Consider the following 17511-nt stretch of genomic DNA (forward strand, 5'->3'; position numbering starts at 1 on the left):
AGGACCCCGGCAGAGGCCTTCTCCCAAGTGTTGCACTTCGAGTGTGAATCCACCTCCTGGCTTTCGCCAGGACGACGCCGGAGGAACCACTCTCACATGGTGAGAGAAAGCCCCCGCGGCCTTGCGTCATCCGAATTGCCGAGAGCGCGGCTGCCCTTGGCCGTTGCTTCGCTGCACCTGCCCCGCTATCGTCCTGACAAACAGGCCGGAAAAGGCCCAAAAGACTAAAGTCCAGGGAGGACGAGGATGCGGAGCGTGCGGGCGCTCGCCGCGACGGCGGCGCTATCTTTGCTGGCGTTTTCGACCATTGCATTCGCCGGCCAGCCCAAGCAGGGCGGAATCCTGCGGATGTATCACCGGGACAGCCCCGGCAATGCCTCGATCCATGAAGGCGCGACCTACTCGCTCAATGTTCCCTTCATGCCCGTGTTCAACAACCTCGTCATCTACAAGCAGGACGAGGCGCAGAACCGGATGGACAACATCATTCCGGAACTCGCCGAGAGCTGGGCCTGGGTGAACGACAACAAGACCCTGACCTTCAAGCTGCGCCAGGGCGTGAAATGGCACGACGGCAAGCCGTTCACCTCGGCGGACGTCAAATGCACCTTCGACATGCTGATGGGCAAGGCGCAGCAGAAGTTCCGGCAGAACCCGCGCAAGACCTGGTACGAGCAGGTCAGCGACATCTCGACCAACGGCGATTTCGAGGTCTCGTTCAACCTGAAGCGGCCGCAGCCCTCGCTGCTGGCACTGCTCGCCTCCGGCTATACGCCGGTCTATCCCTGCCACGTCTCGCCCGGCGACATGCGCACGCACCCGATCGGCACTGGCCCGTTCAAATTCGTCGAGTTCAAGGCCAATGAATCGATCAAGCTGACGCGCAATCCGGATTACTGGCGCGAGGGCCGGCCCTATCTCGACGGCATCGAGTTCACCATCATCCCGAACCGCTCGACCGCGATCCTCGCCTTCGTCGCCGGCAAATTCGACATGGCCTTCCCGACCGAGGTGAGCATCCCGCTCCTGAAAGATGTGAAATCGCAGGCGCCGAACGCGGTCTGCGAGATCGCGCCGACCAATGTTGCGACCAACATCATCGTCAATTCGACGGCAGCGCCGTTCGACAACGCCGACATCCGCCGCGCCATGGCGCTGGCGCTCGACCGCAAGGCCTTCATCTCGATCATGTTCGAGGGACAGGGCGACGTCGGCGGCACCATGCTGCCGCCGCCGAACGGCCTCTGGGGCATGCCCAAGGAGATGCTGGAGACCATTCCAGGCTATGGGCCCGACGTGAAGGCCAATCGCGATGCCGCCAAGAAGCTGATGGAGAAGGCGGGTTACGGACCCGACAAGCATCTCGCCGTCAAGGTCTCAACCCGCAACATTCCGGTCTACCGCGATCCCGCGGTGATCCTGATCGACCAGCTCAAGAGCATCTATATCGACGGCGAGCTCGACGTGGTCGAGACCGCGAACTGGTTCCCGAAGGTTGCGCGCAAGGACTACATGATCGGGCTCAACCTCACCGGCAATGCGGTGGACGATCCCGACCAGTCCTTCTACGAGAACTATTCCTGCGGGTCCGAGCGCAACTACACCAACTACTGCAACAAGGAGATCGAGAAACTGTTCGACGAGCAGTCGCAGGAGACCAATGTCGAGAAGCGCAAGAAACTGGTCTGGGACATCGACAAGAAGCTTCAGGAGGACGTCGCCCGTCCGATCATCTTCCACAGCCGTATGGGCAGTTGCTGGCAGCCTTACGTCAAGGGCGTGACGATCATGACGAACAGCTCCTATAATGGCTATCGTTACGAGGACCTGTGGCTGGACAAGTAGCGCAGGCCGCGGGCGGCTGACGGGTTCGGCAGGAGGCGAAGGATGTTTGCCTATCTGGTACGGCGCCTGTTCCTGATGCTCGTGACCCTGTTCGGGATCTCGGTCGTCATCTTCTTCCTGCTGCGCATCGTGCCCGGCAACATCGTCGACATCCTGTTTGCCGCAGCCGGCTATGTCGATCCTGCCGACAAGGCCAATCTGGAGAAAGAGCTCGGAATCGACCAGCCGCTGATCGTGCAATATTGGCACTGGATCAGCGGTTTTCTGCGCGGTGATTTCGGCTACTCCTACGTCTCGGAGAAGCCGGCGCTCCAGGAAATCCTGCCGCGGATCCCGATCACGGCCCGGCTCGCTGGCCTCGCGCTGTTGTTCTCTGCGTCCATTGGCATTCCGCTCGGCGTCATCAGCGCGGTGAAGCAAGGCACGCGGCTCGACTACGCGCTGCGCGTCGTCAGCCTCAGCGGATTGTCGCTGCCCTCGTTCTGGCTTGGCCTGCTCATCCTCACCGCGGCGGTGGCGATGTTCGGCCAGATACCGATCTTCAATCCCAATCCCAAGACCTGGCTCGAAGCGTTCGCGACCTACGCGGTACCGGCCGCGGCCGTTGGCTTCCGCAGCGCGGCGCTGACCATGCGCATCACGCGCTCCTCGATGCTGGAGGTGCTGCGGCAGGATTATATCCGCACCGCGCGCGCCAAGGGCGCCTCCGATGCCGCCGTGAATTATCACCACGCGCTCAAGAACGCGATCCTGCCCGTCATCACCGTGATCGGCATCGAGGCGGCGTTCCTGATCGGCGGCCTGATCGTCACCGAGACCGTGTTCAACATCCCCGGCGTCGCGCGTTTCCTGGTCGAGGCGATCCGCTGGCGCGACTATCCGATCGTGCAGAACCTCGTGATGTTCATTGCCGTCGTGGTGGTGTTCGCGAATTTCACCGTCGACATGCTCTACGCGGTGTTCGATCCGCGGATCAGGTACACGGATTAGGAGATCAGCTTGGCCGCGATCGATTTCGAGGTTGAACTGAGGCGGGCCGGAGCGCATGCCCCCGGCGGGTGGCGGCGCGTGCTGTTCATGGCGCAGCGGCATGTGCTGGGCGCGGCCGGGCTCGTCATCATGGCGGCGTTCGTGCTCACCGCGATCTTTGCCGATTTCATCGCGCGCTATGATCCCCTCACGGTCGATTCCGCCCGCGCGCTGGCGCGCCCGAGTCTCGCGCACTGGATGGGAACGGACTCGTTCGGCCGCGACGTGTTCAGCCGCATCATCCACGGTGCACGGATTTCGCTGGCGGTCGGCATCGGCTCGACCGCGCTCGGCGGCACGATCGGCGTCATCGTCGGCCTCACCTCCGGTTATCTCTCCGGCTGGGTCGATCTCGTGTTCCAGCGCGTCTCCGACGTGCTCCAGGCGCTGCCGCTGCTGGTGCTGGCCCTGATCATGACGGCGGCCCTCGGCCCTACACTGCCGAACGTCATCATCGCCATCGCCATTCCGCTGATCCCGACCGTGTCGCGCGTCATCCGCGCCAACACGCTGGCGCTGCGCGAGCAGCCCTTCGTCGAGGCCGCCAAGTCGATCGGCATGAGCGAGATGCGCATCGCGCTCCGCCACGTGCTGCCGAACACGCTGGCGCCGCTGATCGTGCTTGCCACCGCCCAGCTCGGCTCGACCATCCTCACCGAAGCCTCGCTCTCCTTCCTCGGCCTCGGCATTCCCGAGCCTTATCCGTCATGGGGCCGCATGCTCTCCGAATCCGCCGCCGAATACGTCCGCACGGCGCCGTGGCTGGTGATCTTCCCCGGCATCGCGATCAGCCTCGCCGTGTTCGGCGCCAATTTGTTCGGCGACGCCCTGCGCGACATCCTCGATCCCCGGCAGCGCGGCTGATGGCACAAAAATCCGATCTCGTGCTCGAAGTGAAGAACCTGAAGACGGTGTTCTTCACCAACTCCGGCCTGTTCAAGGCCGTCGACGACGTCTCCTTCAGCGTGAAGCGCGGCGAGACGCTGGCGATCGTCGGCGAATCCGGCTGCGGCAAGAGCGTCACCGCGCTGTCCCTGATGCGCCTCGTGCCCGATCCGCCCGGCCGCATCGTCGGCGGCTCCGTGACGCTCGAAGGCACCGACCTGTTGGCTCTGGATGAAGCGCAGATGCGCGCGGTCAGGGGCAACCGCATCTCCATGATCTTCCAGGAACCGATGACCTCGCTCAATCCGGTGATGCGGATTGGCGACCAGATCGTCGAGGCCGTACGGCTGCACCGGAACATCTCGTCGAAGGAGGCGCACAACATCGCGATCGAGATGCTGCGGCTGGTGCGCATCCCCGAACCAGCTCGGCGTGCGCGCGAATATCCGCACCAGCTCTCCGGCGGCATGCGCCAGCGCGCGATGATCGCGATGGCGCTGGCGTGCCGTCCGGCGCTGCTGATCGCGGACGAGCCGACCACCGCGCTCGACGTCACCATTCAGGCGCAGATCCTGGCGCTGATCCTCGATCTGCAGAAGGAGCTCGGCACTGGCCTCGTCCTCATCACGCATGATCTCGGCGTGGTCGCGCAGACCGCGCAGCGCGTAATCGTGATGTACGCCGGCCGAAAGGTCGAGGAAGCCAGCGTCGAGGCGCTGTTCGCAGCTCCGAAGCATCCCTACACGCGCGGCCTGATGGCCTCGATCCCGGCCGTGCCGGCCTCCGGCGCCCCTGCACAGGCGCGGCTGAACGAAATTCCGGGCACCGTGCCCTCGCTGGTGCGGCTGCCGCAGGGCTGCGCCTTCGCGCCGCGCTGCAAGCTCGCGATCAAGCGTTGTGAGGCCGAATATCCACCGCTCGCGGATTGGGGCGGCGGCCATCTCGCGGCGTGCTGGCGCGCGGAAGAAGTGGCGGAGGTGGCATGACCGAGGCGCTGCTCGAAGTCACCGAACTCAAGAAGCACTACCCGGTGCGCGCCGGCGTGCTGCGCCGGCAGGTCGGCACCGTGCATGCGGTGGATGGCGTCTCGTTCTCGCTTGGCGCCGGCGAGACGCTGGGCCTCGTCGGCGAATCCGGCTGCGGCAAGTCGACGGTGGCGCGCAGCGTGCTGCGGCTGGTCGAGCCGACCTCGGGCCAGATCCGTCTCGACGGCGAGGACATCACGCACCTCTCGAAGACGGCACTGCGCCCGCACCGCCGCTCGATGCAGATCGTGTTCCAGGACCCGTTCGCCTCGCTCAATCCGCGCATGACCGCGGGCGACATCGTCGGCGAGCCGCTCGCCGTGCACGGGCTCGCAACCGGCAAGGAGCTGGAGGATCGGGTCGCCAAGCTGTTCGAGCAAGTGGGCTTGCGGCCAGACCAGATGGGCAATTTCCCGCATCAATTTTCAGGCGGCCAGCGCCAGCGCATCTGCATCGCACGCGCGCTCGCGCTCGGGCCGCGCCTGATCGTCTGCGACGAGCCGGTGTCCGCGCTCGACGTCTCGATCCAGGCGCAGGTCATCAACCTCCTGATCGACCTGCAGCGCCAGCACGGCTTCTCCTATCTCTTCATCGCGCACGATCTTGCCGTGGTCGCCCATATCAGCCACCGCGTCGCGGTGATGTATCTGGGGCGCATCGTCGAGATCGCCGACAAGAACGAGCTGTTCCGCAATCCCAGGCATCCCTATACGCAGGCCCTGCTCGCCTCGGTGCCGATCGCGAACCCGTTGGCGAAGAAGCTCGCGCCGCTGGTCGACGGCGACGTGCCAAGTCCGGTCAATCCGCCCTCCGGCTGCGCGTTTCACACGCGCTGCCGATTCGCGATGGAGCGATGCAAGACGGAGCGGCCGGCGCTGGTGGACGCAGGCGATGTGCATCAGGTGGCGTGTTTGCTGAATGAAGGGACTGGTCGGAGCAACGCGACTGCGTAGGGTGGGTTAGCGAAGCGGACTGTGCGAAGCGCAGGCCGCAGCGCGTAACCCACCTCTTTGGCCTCCGCGGTGACAGAAGTGGTGGGTTACGCCGGCGCTTCGCGCGGCCCGGGGCTAACCCACCCTACGATCGCGCAACGCCCGGATCACCGGCCAGGCCGCCAGCGCGGCGGCGAGATGCTTGAGCGTATGGCCCGAGACAATGTGTCCGGTCGCTTCGAAGATAGTCGCGTCGCCGAGCTCGAAGAGCTTCGCCAGCACATAAAAGACAATCACGCCGCCAAGCGGCACGCCCACCGCACCGGGCCGGGGCCGCGTCAACGCCAGTCCCACGGCGAGCGCCATGCCGCCGAACTGCACGGCCACCCATGGCGTGAGATTCTCGCGCGCCACCCAGGCCGCGAGCAGGCCCGCAACCATCATCAGCACCAGCACCGCCTCGCCTGCACGCGTGCTGATGCGCTCGCTGGCCGCGATGCCCAGAAAGCCTGCGAACGCCACCGCCATGCCGAGACGATCGGCCACGAGCCGCTGCGGCGCGTCCGGATCGAGATGATAGAAGCCTGAGCCCAGGCAAGTGAGGATCAGTCCCACGAAGAACCAGCTCGCGCCTACGGGCGCATCGTTGCGGCCGCGCAGCCGCTCCGAGCCCCAGACGCCCATCGCGAGGAAGGCGAGATTGCTCAGCACGTCGCCGGCGTTGGGGACACCCAGCCAGGGGCGGGTGTCGACGAAGTGCGGGATGTGCCACGCCGCGGCGGGCAGCGCGGGTGCGAAGAGTGCCGCCAGGGTGAGGAGCGCGAGCGCGCCGATCAGGTATTTTTCGCGGGTCTGCGGTGGCGCGAGCGAGCATCGGCGGTGCACTGACGGGAGTATGGGATCGGTCGCTTGGACGTGGTGATCAGCGTGCACCTGGAACCTCCACATATATTGAACCTTGTTCAATATATGTAACTTAAAAATGAACTATGTTCAATGGAGATTGCGCGCGACGCATCTCGACGAACATCATATTGATAGTGTTATGCTTTTAAGCCGTCGACCAGATTACAGGTGCCGTAGGGTGGGCAAAGCGAAGCGTGCCCACCATCCCTCAATAATGTAATCGCCGGTTCGTGGGCACGGCGCTACGCGCCTTTGCCCACCCTACGAGACTGCGTTTGCGCCGCGCTACCCGGCCCCGATCTCCGCGACGATCCGTCCCGTCGTCACCTGCTCGCCCTCGGCGACGTCGATCGCGGCGATCACGCCGTCGATGCCGGCCTTGTGGACGTGCTCCATCTTCATCGCTTCCAGCGTCAGCACCGGCTGGCCGGCGGTGACGCGGTCGCCCGGCTTGACGAGGACGGCGACGACGCGGCCGTTCATGGCGGCGCGGACCTTGCCGTCGCCGCCATTCGTTGCCGCCGCTTTCGGCGCGGCTAGGGTGAGATCGGTGACGACGAGCGGAATGCCGCGGTGCTGGAGGTAGAGCCGATCGCCGTCGCGGAGAAATTTTGCGCTGTCCATCACGCCGTCGTGGCGGAAGCGGATTGCGTCGGCATCGAGCTGGTCGATCTCGAACTTGTCCTGACGGCCTTCGGTGACGACGGTGTAACTGCCGTCGCGCTCGCGGGTGATTTCGAGCTCGTGCGCGTGCCCGGCGATCCCGATCTTCGCGGGCAGCGGAAACGTTGCCGACAGGCTGCGGCCACTTTGCCATGACGGCGCGCGCGGATTGGTGACGTAGAGCAGCAGGCCCGCCAGCGCCATGTCGAATGCGGCGTTCGCACGCGGCGCCAGCAGTTCGTCGCGATGCGTGCCGATGAAGGCCGTCGTCGCCTCGCCTTTGGCGAAGCCGGGATGGCGCAGGCAGGACATCAGGAACGCCTGGTTGGTGGTCACGCCGAAAGCCGTGAGCTGCTCCAGGCCGACGATCAGCCGCCCCCTCGCCTCTTCGCGAGAAGCGCCATGGCTGATCACTTTTGCGATCATGGAATCGTAGAACGGCGGAATCTCCGAGCCCGATTGCAGCGCATGCTCGACGCGGATGCCGTCAGGCACCTGCCAGCGCGCCATGCGGCCGGACTGCGGCATGAAATCCTGCGCGGCATCCTCCGAGCACAGTCGCACCTCGATCGCATGGCCGGAGAACTTGATGTCCTGCTGCTTCACCGGCAATGGCTCGCCGCGCGCCACGCGCAGCTGCAGCTCGACGAGATCGAGCCCGGTGATCGCCTCGGTCACGGGATGCTCGACCTGGAGCCGCGTATTCATCTCCATGAAGTAGAACTCGCCGCTTTCGTCGAGCAGGAACTCCAGCGTGCCGGCGCCCTCATAGCGCAACGCCTTCACCGCAGCGACCGCGACCTCGCCCATTCTCGCCCGCAGTTCCGGCGTGACCGCGGGTGACGGCGCCTCCTCGATCAGCTTCTGGTGCCGGCGCTGCACCGAGCAGTCGCGCTCGCCGAGATGGATGGCATTGCCGTGGCTGTCGCCGAACACCTGGATCTCGATGTGGCGGGGATTCTGGATGGCGCGTTCGAGGATCACGGTGGGATCGCCGAACGCCGCCTTCGCCTCCGACCGCGCGCTGCGCAGCGCATCGGGAAACGACGCCGCGTCGGTGACGAGCCGCATGCCGCGACCGCCGCCGCCGGCCACCGCCTTGATCATCACGGGGAAGCCGATCTTTTTGGCCTCCGCGAGCATGACCTCGTCGCTTTGGTCGGCACCTTGATAGCCTGGAACGCAGGGCACGCCGGCCTTTTTCATGATCTCCTTGGCGCCGGCCTTGTTGCCCATCGCCTCGATCGCCTGCGGCGACGGGCCGGTGAAGACGAGGCCGGCATCGTTGCAGGCTCTCGCAAACTCCTCGTTCTCGGCGAGGAAACCGTAGCCGGGATGCACGGCGTCCGCACCGCTGGCTTTGGCCGCGGCAATGATCGCGGGAATGTTGAGATAGGACTGGGCCGGCAAGGCTTCGCCGATCCGCACGGCCTGATCGGCCTGCTTGACGTGGAGCGCATCGCGATCCGCATCCGAATAGACTGCGACGACGCCGAGGCCGAGTTGCCGCGCGCTGCGCATTACACGCAGTGCGATCTCGCCGCGATTGGCGACCAGAACCTTGAAGAACGGCCGGTGATGCACTGATCCGTTCCTCATGGGCGGGCCACCGAGAATTGCATGCGCTGGGGCGAGCGCGCATCGCCCTCGCGGCAGATCGCGAGCACCTCCGACAGCACCGCGCGGGTATCGCGCGGATCGATCACGCCGTCGTCGAGCACACGGGCGCTGGTCGAGAACACGTCCATCTGCCCATCGAACACGCCGACGATCTGCGCCTTCATGGCCTCTAACTTGTCCTTCTCGATCGGCTTGCCGCGGCGCGCGGCGGCAGCCTCGGTCACGATCGCCATGGTCTCGGCGGCCTGCTCGCCGCCCATCACGGCGGTCTTGGCGTTAGGCCAGGAGAAGCAGAAGCGCGGATGGAAACCGCGGCCGCACATGCCGTAATTGCCGGCGCCGAACGAGGCGCCGCAATAGATGGTGATCTGCGGCACCGTCGCCGAGGTCACCGCCTGGATCATCTTCGAGCCGTGCTTGATCATGCCGGCTTCTTCATAGGCCTTGCCGACCATGTAGCCGGTAGTGTTGTTGAGATAGAGGATCGGCGTACGGGTCTGGCAGCAGGCCTGGATGAAATGCGTCGCCTTGTTGGCCCCGGCGGGATCGAGCGGTCCGTTGTTGGTGATGATGCCGATGGCCTGACCCTCGATGCGGGCATGACCGCAAACGGTGGCCGGGCCGTAGTTCGGCGCCATCTCGGTGAAGTCGGAATCGTCGACGATGCGGGCGATCACCTGCTTCATGTCGACGGGACGCTTGTGGTCCATCGGCATGATGCCGAGCAGCTCGTCCTGGTCGTAGCGCGGCGGCTTGAACTCTGGAGCGGCCCGGCCCGGCCGCTCCCATTCCATCGCCGCCATGATCTCGCGCGCGATGCGAAGCGCGTCGCGATCGTCCTCGGCGAGATAATCGCCGAGGCCGGAGATCTGCGTGTGCATCTCGGCGCCACCGAGCTCTTCCTCGGTCGCGATCTCGCCGGTGGCGGCCTTCAGCAGTGGCGGGCCGGCGAGGAAGGCGCGGGTGCGGCCGCGCACCATGACGATGTAGTCGGAAAGGCCGGTCTGATAGGCGCCGCCCGCGGTGGACGAACCATGCGTCACGGTGACGACCGGCAGGCCCGCGGCGGAGAGCCGCGCGAGATTACGAAAGATGTTGCCGCCGCGGACGAAATCCTCGACGCGGTAGCGCAAGAGATTGGCGCCGGCGCTTTCGACGAGCTGGACATAAGGCAGCTTGTTCTCCAGCGCGAGCTCCTGCACCCGCAGCGTCTTGTCGAGGCCATAAGGCTGCAGCGCGCCGGCGTCGATGCCTGAATCACTGGCGCTGACCATGCAGCGGATGCCCGAGACGAAGCCGATGCCGGCGATAACGCCGCCGCCGGGTACGCTCTTGTTCGGATCAGGCACGTCGAACATGTAGCCGGCGAGCGTCGACAGCTCGATGAAGGGCGCACCGGGATCGAGCACCAGCGCGACGCGCTCGCGCGGCAGCAGCTGGCCGCGCTTGTGGAAGCGGTCTTTTGCCGCCGCCGACGCCGCACGCGTGCGCTCTTCCAGCGCGCGCATGCGGTCGATCAGCGCGAGCATGCCGTCTCGGTTGGTGTGGTAGCTGGCGCTGCCGGGGGAAATGGTGTTTTCGAGAATGGACATCACTCAATCCTGCTCGTCATTGCGAGGAGCGAAGCGACGAAGCAATCCAGACTGTTTCCGCGGAGAGATTCTGGATTGCTTCGCTTCGCTCGCAATGACGGGTGAGGCGATACCTTACCTGTTCGTCCCAAAGATCTTCCGCGCCTCGGCAGGACTCGCAATCTCGCGGCCGGCGCGCCTTGCGCAGGCGGCGACGGCTTCGATCAGCTGGCCGTTCGAGGTCACCTTCGTGCCGTCGGCGAGATAGAAGGTGTCCTCCAGACCGGTGCGCAAGTGACCGCCGAGCTCGGCGCAGCGCTGGTGCAGCGGCCAGATCTCTTCCCGGCCGATGGCGGTGACCTGGAAGTGCGCCTCTAGGCGCTTCAGCTTGATCAGGATCGGCAGCAATTCAGGATCGGCGGGCATGCCGGAGGCGACGCCCATGACAAAGTTATATTCGAGCGGCCCCTTGTACATGCCGACCTGGTGGTACATGCCGACGCAGCGGACGATGCCGACGTCAAAGCATTCGAACTCGGGAATGGTGCCGACGGCGTTCATGACGTCGAGATAGTCCTTCACCTTCTCGACCGCGTTGTCGAACATCATCGGCGGCCAGGCCCAGGTATTGTCGGCCTTCACCTTCAAATAATTCAGCGAGCCGGCGTTGCAGGCGGCGATCTCCGGCCTGGTCTCGCGGATGCAGTCGAGCGCGCCGGAGTAGTTCGGCCCCGACACGCCCGAGGTGTGGTTGATGATGACGCCCGGGCAGGCTTCGCGGATCGCCTGCTGGATCTCCTTGCTGACCGCTACCTCCCAGGACGGCAGATGCCCCTTGCCCGGCGCCTGCTGGCGCAGGTGGATGTGCATGATGGACGCGCCGGCATCGAAGGCAGCCTTGGCCTCGCGCGCCATCTGCTCGGGCGTGACGGGCACGTTGTGCTGCTTCGGGTCGGTGAGCACGCCGTTCAGCGCGCAGGTGATGACAGCCTTGTCGCTCATGCCAAAAATATCTCGCACGTTGAGAATTCAACGCTTGCGATCATGTGACGCGCGACATGCGGCTTCTTGCGCGGAGAAGCTGGGAAAGAAGGTGTCGTAGGGTGGGTTAGCCGAAGGCGTAACCCACCATTTTAGTTTCCGCGGAGACAGAAGTGGTGGGTTACGCCGAGCAGATGCGCTTCGCGCATCTGCTCGGCTAACCCACCCTACGAAGCCTCCGCCATCCGCACCGTCTCGGTGCTGCGGTAGATCGCAAGATCCCGCGAGCCGACGAAGATCGCGCGGGGCTTCAATCCGTAGAAGCGGCGGATCGAGTGGCTGAAATGCGTGGAATCGGGATAGCCGATATCCTGCGCGAGATGGGCGAGGTTGAGGTCCTGGTTGGCGAAGTGCAGCAGATGCCGCGCGCGCTTCCAGGCGCGGAAGGAGCGGAAGGAGATTCCGGTCTCCTCCTTGAACAGATGCAGGAAGCGTGAAGCGGAGAGGCCCGCCTCAGTGGCGCAGGTATCCGCCGTCACCGGCTCGCCGGAGAAGCGCTCGATGCGGGCGACCGCACGCGTCACGCGCGGGTCGAGCACGCGGCGCGGCAGCGCCTCGCCAAAACACATCTCGTCGAACTCGGCGGTGGTGATGTCGCCGTAGCGGCGCTGGCGCAGCAGCGCGTAGGCGGCAAGGATCTTACGGGCATAGACGGCCCGATCGGGTCCGGTCAGCCGCTCGGCCAGGGCCTCGATGACACCATCCGGCATGCTCTCGGGCTCAAGCGTCACGCTGATCGCGGTGCGATAGTCGCTGGCAATGGAATGCCGCTGATTCGGCAGGGTGACGAACAGCTCGCCGGTCGCGAAGACGTCGTCGATGGTCAGGTGCAGATTGCCCTTCACCGCCACATAGACATGGCAACAGCCCGGGGTCCGCTTGCGGGGGCGACCGAGCAGGCCCGCATAGAACACCCGCTCCGGCGTGATCAGCATCAGATGGTCGGATTCGCGACCGCTATATTCCATTGGGCTCCTCCTCGCGCGGCTCTCTGGCCGCTGCGGACGGAGGTCACCTTAGCGGAAATTTGGGCGCTGTCACGACGGGATAGCGCTGTCAGAGCGCGCAAAAAATCGTCGTTCCGGGACGACCGAAGGGCGGACCCGGAACCGCGCGCCGCAACTTCGAGATTCCGGGTTCGCGCTATTGCGCGCCCCGGAACGACAGCCTCCCTTACGCCCTCACCCTCGGCGCAACATTCTGCTCGACGCCTGCCTTTTGCTCCGCAGCAACGGCACGCTTGAAGCCGTCGCGCTGCTGCAAACGCGCCCAATAGGCTGCGACATTTGGCCCGAAGTCCTTGGCGAGGCCGATACTGTCGGCGAGGCGCAGCGCATAACCAATGACAATGTCAGCGGCGGTGAAGCGGCTGGCGCACAAGGTTTCGGCATTCGCGGCCGCTGCCTCAACGGCGCGCAGCCGTCCCAGGAACCACCTTGCATAGTCGGTAGCAACCTGCGGATTGCGGCGCTCCTCCGGCTCGAGCTGGGTGTATCGGAGCACCAGCGTCTGCGGGAAGGTTAACGTGGCGTCGGAAAAATACATCCAGTTCAGGAACGCGCCATAGGCGGGATCCTCAGACCCGACCATCAAAGGCGTCGGGGCATATCTGGTGCCAAGGTAATGGCAGATGCCGGAGGATTCCGTCATCCTGGTCTCGCCGTCGATCATGAAGGGAATGGTGCCGAGCGGATTGAGCGCGAGATAGTCCTTGGCGAAGACGCGCGGCGGGAACGGCAGCATCTTCAGTTCATATGGCAGCCCCATCTCCTCCAGCATCCAGAGCGGGCGGAACGAGCGCGCGGCGTCGCAGTGATAGAGCGTGATCATCAGGCGTTTCCCTTACTACCCGGCAGCGTGCCCATCATCTTGCACAGGACCATCAGCATGACCTCGTCGGCTCCGCCGCCGATCGAGGTCAGGCGGCTGTCGCGATAGGCACGGCTGACCGGCGTCTCGTTGGTAAAGCCCATTCCGCCCCAATATTGCAAGCAGGCGTCGGTGAGCTCGCGGCCGAGGCGCCCCGCTTTCAGCTTGGCCATGGTCGCAAGGCGCGTCACATCCTCGCCGGCGACCAGCTGCTCGGCAGCGCGATAGATCAGCGCGCGCAGCAGCTCGACCTCGGTCTGCATCTCCGCCAGCTTGAAGTGCACGACCTGGTTGTCGAGGATCGACTTGCCGAACGCTTTGCGGTTGCGGGTGTATTCGATGGTCTGGTCGATGATGTATTCGTGCGCCTTCAGGCAGGCGGCCGCACCCCAGAGCCGCTCCTCCTGGAACTGGATCATCTGGTAGGTAAAACCCTTGCCCTCCTCGCCGATCCGGTTGCGCTTGGGCACGCGGACATTGTCGAAGAAGATCTGCGCGGTGTCGGACGAGCGCATGCCCATCTTGTCGAGCTTTCGCGCCACGGTGACGCCGGTGCTCTTCATGGGCACGCAGATCAGCGACTTGTTGCGATGAACGGGCCCATCGCCGGTGTTGGCGAGCAGACAGATCCAGTCGGCCTGGGTGCCGTTGGTGATCCACATCTTGCCGCCGTTGATGACGTAATCGTCGCCGTCGGCGCGCGCATTGGTCTTGATCGAGGCGACGTCGGAGCCCGCGCCGGGCTCGGAGACGCCGATGCAGGCGATGTAATCGCCGGAGATCGATGGCGCCAGAAATTCGCGCCGCACCTCGTCCGAGCCGAACCGCGCCAGCGCCGGCGTCGCCATGTCGGTCTGCACCCCGATCGCCATCGGCACGCCGCCGCAGGTGATGGCGCCCAGCTCCTCCGCCATCATCAGCGCGTAGGAATAGTCGAGGCCCGAGCCGCCGAACTCGACCGGCTTGTTCAGGCCGAGGAAGCCGAGGCTGCCCATCTTCTTGAACAGCTCGTGCGCCGGGAAGATGTCGGCCTTCTCCCATTCATCGACATGAGGATTGATCTCGTTGGCGATGAATTTTTGCAAGGAACGGCGGATGTCGTCGTGGTCGGCGGTGAATAGCATTTTGTCCTCTCGTCACAACCCCATCTGCCGCGACGCCAGATCCTTCATGATCTCCTCGGTGCCGCCACCGATGGCGTTGACCTTGACCTCGCGGTAGATGCGCTCGGCCTTGATGCCGCGCATGAAGCCGGCGCCGCCGAAAATCTGCACGGCTTCCGAGGCGCAGAACGCCATGGTCTGCGTCGCCTGGTTCTTCATCATGCAGATTTCGGCGACCGGGCTCTCGCCCTGCTCGAGCCGCCAGGCCAGCATCTCCAGCATCGCCTGGCTAGCCGCCACCTTCTGCGCCATGTCGACGATCTTGTGGCGGATGACCTGGTGCTGGGCGAGCGGCTTGCCGAACGTCTTGCGTTCTTTGGCGTAGGCGATCGCCTCGTCGAGGCAGACGCGGGCAAAAGCAGTGCAGCTCGCCGCCATGCCCATGCGCTCGCTGTTGAAGTTCTGCATGATGATCTTGAAGCCCTGCCCCTCCTCGCCGATCAGGTTTTCGGCCGGCACGCGGCATTCGTCGAAATGCAGCGTCGCGGTATCGGAGGCCCACCAGCCCATTTTCTTCAGCTTCGTTCGCGACAGGCCGGGCGTGTCGCCCTCGATCAGGAGCAGGCTGACGCCACCGGCGCCCTCGCCGCCGGTGCGCACGGCAACAGTCAGGTAATCGGCGCGCACGCCCGAGGTGATGAAGGTCTTTTCGCCGCTCACGACGTAGTGATCGCCGTCGCGCCGCGCCCTGGTGCGGAGGTTTGCAACGTCGGAGCCGCCGCCCGGCTCGGTGATCGCGAGCGCGGAAATCTTTTCGCCTGACAGCACCTGCGGCAGCACGCGCGCCTTCACCTCGGGACGCGCGGCGCGCGCGATCGGGGGCGAGCCGATGGTGTGGCTCATCAGGCTGGCGCTGATACCGCCGGCGCCGGCCCGCGCCAATTCCTGGCTGGCGATGATCTTCATGAACTGGTCGGCGGCGATGCCGCCATATTCCTCGGGGAATCCGAGCCCCAACAGGCCAATTTCGGCGGCCTTGCGATAGAGCGCGCGCGGGAATTCGCCGGCTTCGTCCCATTCATGGGCGAACGGGGCGATCTCCTTCTCGACGAAGCGGTGCATGACATCGCGGAAGGCGTCGTGCTCGGCGGTATAGAACGGGCTCTTCATCGCAGTCTCGCCCTGTTGGCGGATTCGTCGCGTCCACCATGGCCGGAACAATCGCCGTTCACTTGCGCAGAGTGGCTGACCGGAGGAACCGCTCTGGAGCAGAGTATGTCCTAGCAACTCAACGCAAGACGATTTTCGCTCCTCGCAGGCCAACTCCAAATCAAAAAAGACCTGGTGCACAAACTCCGGCTGGCCCTCGCGGCCACGCCGGGCATGGTGCCCGGCACGAGGATACAGGCGGCACAAGACCGCCGAGGGAGGGATTTTTGGCCGTTCGTTACTACGACTGGATCGCCCACCATGGCCGCCGCACGCCGAGCAAAGTCGCGCTCATCGACCTCGCGAGCGGGCGCCGCTTCAGCTATTCGCAGCTCGACACCCGCGTCTCGCGCCTCGCCTCGTTCCTGCGTCACACCCTGAAAGTCTCGCGCGGCGACCGCGTCGCGGTGCTGGCGCTGAACACGACCGATACGCTGGAGGTGCAGTTCGCCTGCGGCCGGCTGGGCGCCATCTTCGTACCGCTGAACACCCGCCTCACCGTCCCCGAGCTCCAGTTCATCACCGCCGACTGCGCGCCGAAGGTGATGATCCACGACACCGAACTGGCCGAGACCGCGCTCAGCGTCGCAAAGCTCTGCAATATTGCGACCAGCCTGATGCTTGGCCCGAACGGCACCTATGAGGCCGGCATCGCCGCTGCAAAGCCGCTCGAGGCAATCGAGGAGGTCACGCTCGATGATGTCTCGACCATCATGTACACGTCGGGCACGACGGGCCATCCGAAGGGCGCGACCATCACCCATGGCATGACCTTCTGGAATTGCGTCAATCTCGGCGGCCCCGCCTGCATCGGGCCGTCCTCGGTGCTGCTCACCGTGCTGCCGCTGTTCCACACCGGCGGGCTGAATTGCTACACCAATCCGGTGCTGCATGCCGGCGGCACCGTCATGATCATGCGCGCGTTCGATCCCGGCACGGCGCTCGGCCTGATCAACGATCCCGCGCAGGGCATCAACGTGTTCTTCGGTGTGCCCGCGATCTACCAGTTCATGGCGCAGCATCCGGCCTTCGCGACGACCGACCTCAGCCGGCTGATCGTCGGCGGCGTCGGCGGCGCACCGATGCCGGTGGCGCTCCTGAAAGTGTGGGAGGCGCGCGGCGTCGCGCTGCAGCAGGGTTACGGCATGACCGAGACCTCGCCGGCCGTGCTGGTGCTCGACCGCGAGGATGCGGCGCGCAAGGCAGGCTCGGCCGGCAAGCCGGTGCTGCACACCGAGGTGCGCATCGTGCGGCCCGATGGCAGCGATGCCGATGTCGGCGAGCTCGGAGAGCTCTGGGTTCGGGGGCCGAACATCACGCCCGGCTACTGGAACAGGCCGGAAGCGAACAAGACCTCCTTCACCGACGGCTGGCTGCACACCGGCGATGCGACGCGCGTCGACGAGGAGGGCTTCTACTACATCGTCGACCGCTGGAAGGACATGTACATCTCCGGCGGCGAGAACGTTTATCCGGCCGAGGTCGAGAACGTCCTGCACCAGCTTACCGCCATCGCGGAAGCCGCCGTGATCGGCATCCCCGACGCGCAATGGGGCGAGGTGGGCCTTGCCATCGTCGCGGTCAAGCAGGGCCAGCGGCTGACCGAGGCGGATGTGTTCGCGCATTGCGCGGCCAATCTGGCGCGCTTCAAATGTCCGCGCCAGATCCGCTTCGTCGATGCGTTGCCGCGCAACGCCACTGGCAAGATCCACAAGCCGACGCTGCGGAAAGAGTTCTCCGTCGCCTCGGAGGTCGACAGGAAAGTCGCCAACGCCTGATCGAAGCGCCCCTTGCGGGCGCTTTTGTTTTGAAG

At 65.1% G+C, this 17511-nt stretch carries 14 protein-coding genes; 6 read left to right on the plus strand and 8 right to left on the minus strand.

Annotated features, from left to right (window positions below; genetic code table 11):
* Positions 1 to 246 precede the first annotated feature (246 nt).
* From XH79_RS09125 to XH79_RS09145, 5 genes are read left to right on the plus strand one after another with little or no spacing between them, the layout of a single operon-like run.
* Positions 247 to 1845: an ABC transporter substrate-binding protein gene (locus XH79_RS09125; RefSeq protein WP_212340579.1), complete on the plus strand. Its 1599-nt coding sequence runs from the start codon at positions 247 to 249 to the stop codon at positions 1843 to 1845.
* A 42-nt stretch (positions 1846 to 1887) separates the two neighbouring features.
* Positions 1888 to 2835 carry an ABC transporter permease gene (locus tag XH79_RS09130; RefSeq protein WP_212340577.1) on the plus strand — a complete coding sequence of 316 codons (948 nt, stop codon included), beginning with the start codon at positions 1888 to 1890 and terminating at the stop codon, positions 2833 to 2835.
* 9 nt (positions 2836 to 2844) lie between these two features.
* Positions 2845 to 3738, plus strand: a complete 894-nt coding sequence (locus XH79_RS09135) for an ABC transporter permease (RefSeq protein ID WP_271581456.1) — start codon at positions 2845 to 2847, stop codon at positions 3736 to 3738.
* Positions 3738 to 4745 carry an ABC transporter ATP-binding protein gene (locus XH79_RS09140; protein WP_271581457.1) on the plus strand — a complete coding sequence of 336 codons (1008 nt, stop codon included), beginning with the start codon at positions 3738 to 3740 and terminating at the stop codon, positions 4743 to 4745. The genes XH79_RS09135 and XH79_RS09140 overlap by 1 nt, the downstream gene beginning before the upstream one ends.
* Positions 4742 to 5737, plus strand: a complete 996-nt coding sequence (locus XH79_RS09145; protein WP_212340571.1) for an ABC transporter ATP-binding protein — start codon at positions 4742 to 4744, stop codon at positions 5735 to 5737. The genes XH79_RS09140 and XH79_RS09145 overlap by 4 nt, the downstream gene beginning before the upstream one ends.
* A gap of 114 nt (positions 5738 to 5851) precedes the next feature.
* On the opposite strand, the gene XH79_RS09150 is transcribed toward XH79_RS09145, so the two are convergent.
* The 8 genes from XH79_RS09150 to XH79_RS09185 form a co-directional block, all read right to left on the minus strand.
* Entirely contained in the window at positions 5852 to 6649 is a 798-nt protein-coding gene (locus XH79_RS09150) for a hypothetical protein (RefSeq protein ID WP_271581458.1), read from the minus strand.
* Between the two features lie 258 nt (positions 6650 to 6907).
* Positions 6908 to 8884 (minus strand): acetyl-CoA carboxylase biotin carboxylase subunit, encoded by a 1977-nt coding sequence (locus tag XH79_RS09155; protein ID WP_271581459.1) that lies wholly within the window; start codon positions 8882 to 8884, stop codon positions 6908 to 6910.
* The gene (locus XH79_RS09160) at positions 8881 to 10497 is read right to left on the minus strand and encodes an acyl-CoA carboxylase subunit beta (RefSeq protein ID WP_271581460.1); all 1617 of its coding nucleotides are present in this window, start codon (positions 10495 to 10497) and stop codon (positions 8881 to 8883) included. The genes XH79_RS09155 and XH79_RS09160 overlap by 4 nt, the downstream gene beginning before the upstream one ends.
* Before the next feature lie 114 nt (positions 10498 to 10611).
* The gene (locus XH79_RS09165; protein WP_271581461.1) at positions 10612 to 11478 is read right to left on the minus strand and encodes a 3-keto-5-aminohexanoate cleavage protein; all 867 of its coding nucleotides are present in this window, start codon (positions 11476 to 11478) and stop codon (positions 10612 to 10614) included.
* Between the two features lie 206 nt (positions 11479 to 11684).
* Positions 11685 to 12485: a helix-turn-helix domain-containing protein gene (locus XH79_RS09170; RefSeq protein ID WP_271581462.1), complete on the minus strand. Its 801-nt coding sequence runs from the start codon at positions 12483 to 12485 to the stop codon at positions 11685 to 11687.
* 205 nt (positions 12486 to 12690) lie between these two features.
* Positions 12691 to 13347, minus strand: coding sequence for a glutathione S-transferase family protein (locus XH79_RS09175; RefSeq protein WP_271581463.1), 657 nt, complete (start codon positions 13345 to 13347; stop codon positions 12691 to 12693).
* Positions 13347 to 14510: an acyl-CoA dehydrogenase family protein gene (locus tag XH79_RS09180; protein WP_271581464.1), complete on the minus strand. Its 1164-nt coding sequence runs from the start codon at positions 14508 to 14510 to the stop codon at positions 13347 to 13349. Before XH79_RS09180 ends, XH79_RS09175 begins: the two co-directional genes overlap by 1 nt.
* A gap of 12 nt (positions 14511 to 14522) precedes the next feature.
* Entirely contained in the window at positions 14523 to 15659 is a 1137-nt protein-coding gene (locus XH79_RS09185; protein WP_271581465.1) for an acyl-CoA dehydrogenase family protein, read from the minus strand.
* 266 nt (positions 15660 to 15925) lie between these two features.
* Between XH79_RS09185 and XH79_RS09190 the strand changes: the two genes are divergently transcribed.
* On the plus strand, positions 15926 to 17476 hold the full coding sequence (locus XH79_RS09190; protein ID WP_271581466.1) for an acyl-CoA synthetase: 1551 nt from the start codon (positions 15926 to 15928) through the stop codon (positions 17474 to 17476).
* Positions 17477 to 17511: the final 35 nt, after the last annotated feature.

The organism is Bradyrhizobium sp. CCBAU 45389, assembly GCF_028128625.1.
GTDB lineage: Bacteria > Pseudomonadota > Alphaproteobacteria > Rhizobiales > Xanthobacteraceae > Bradyrhizobium > Bradyrhizobium liaoningense_B.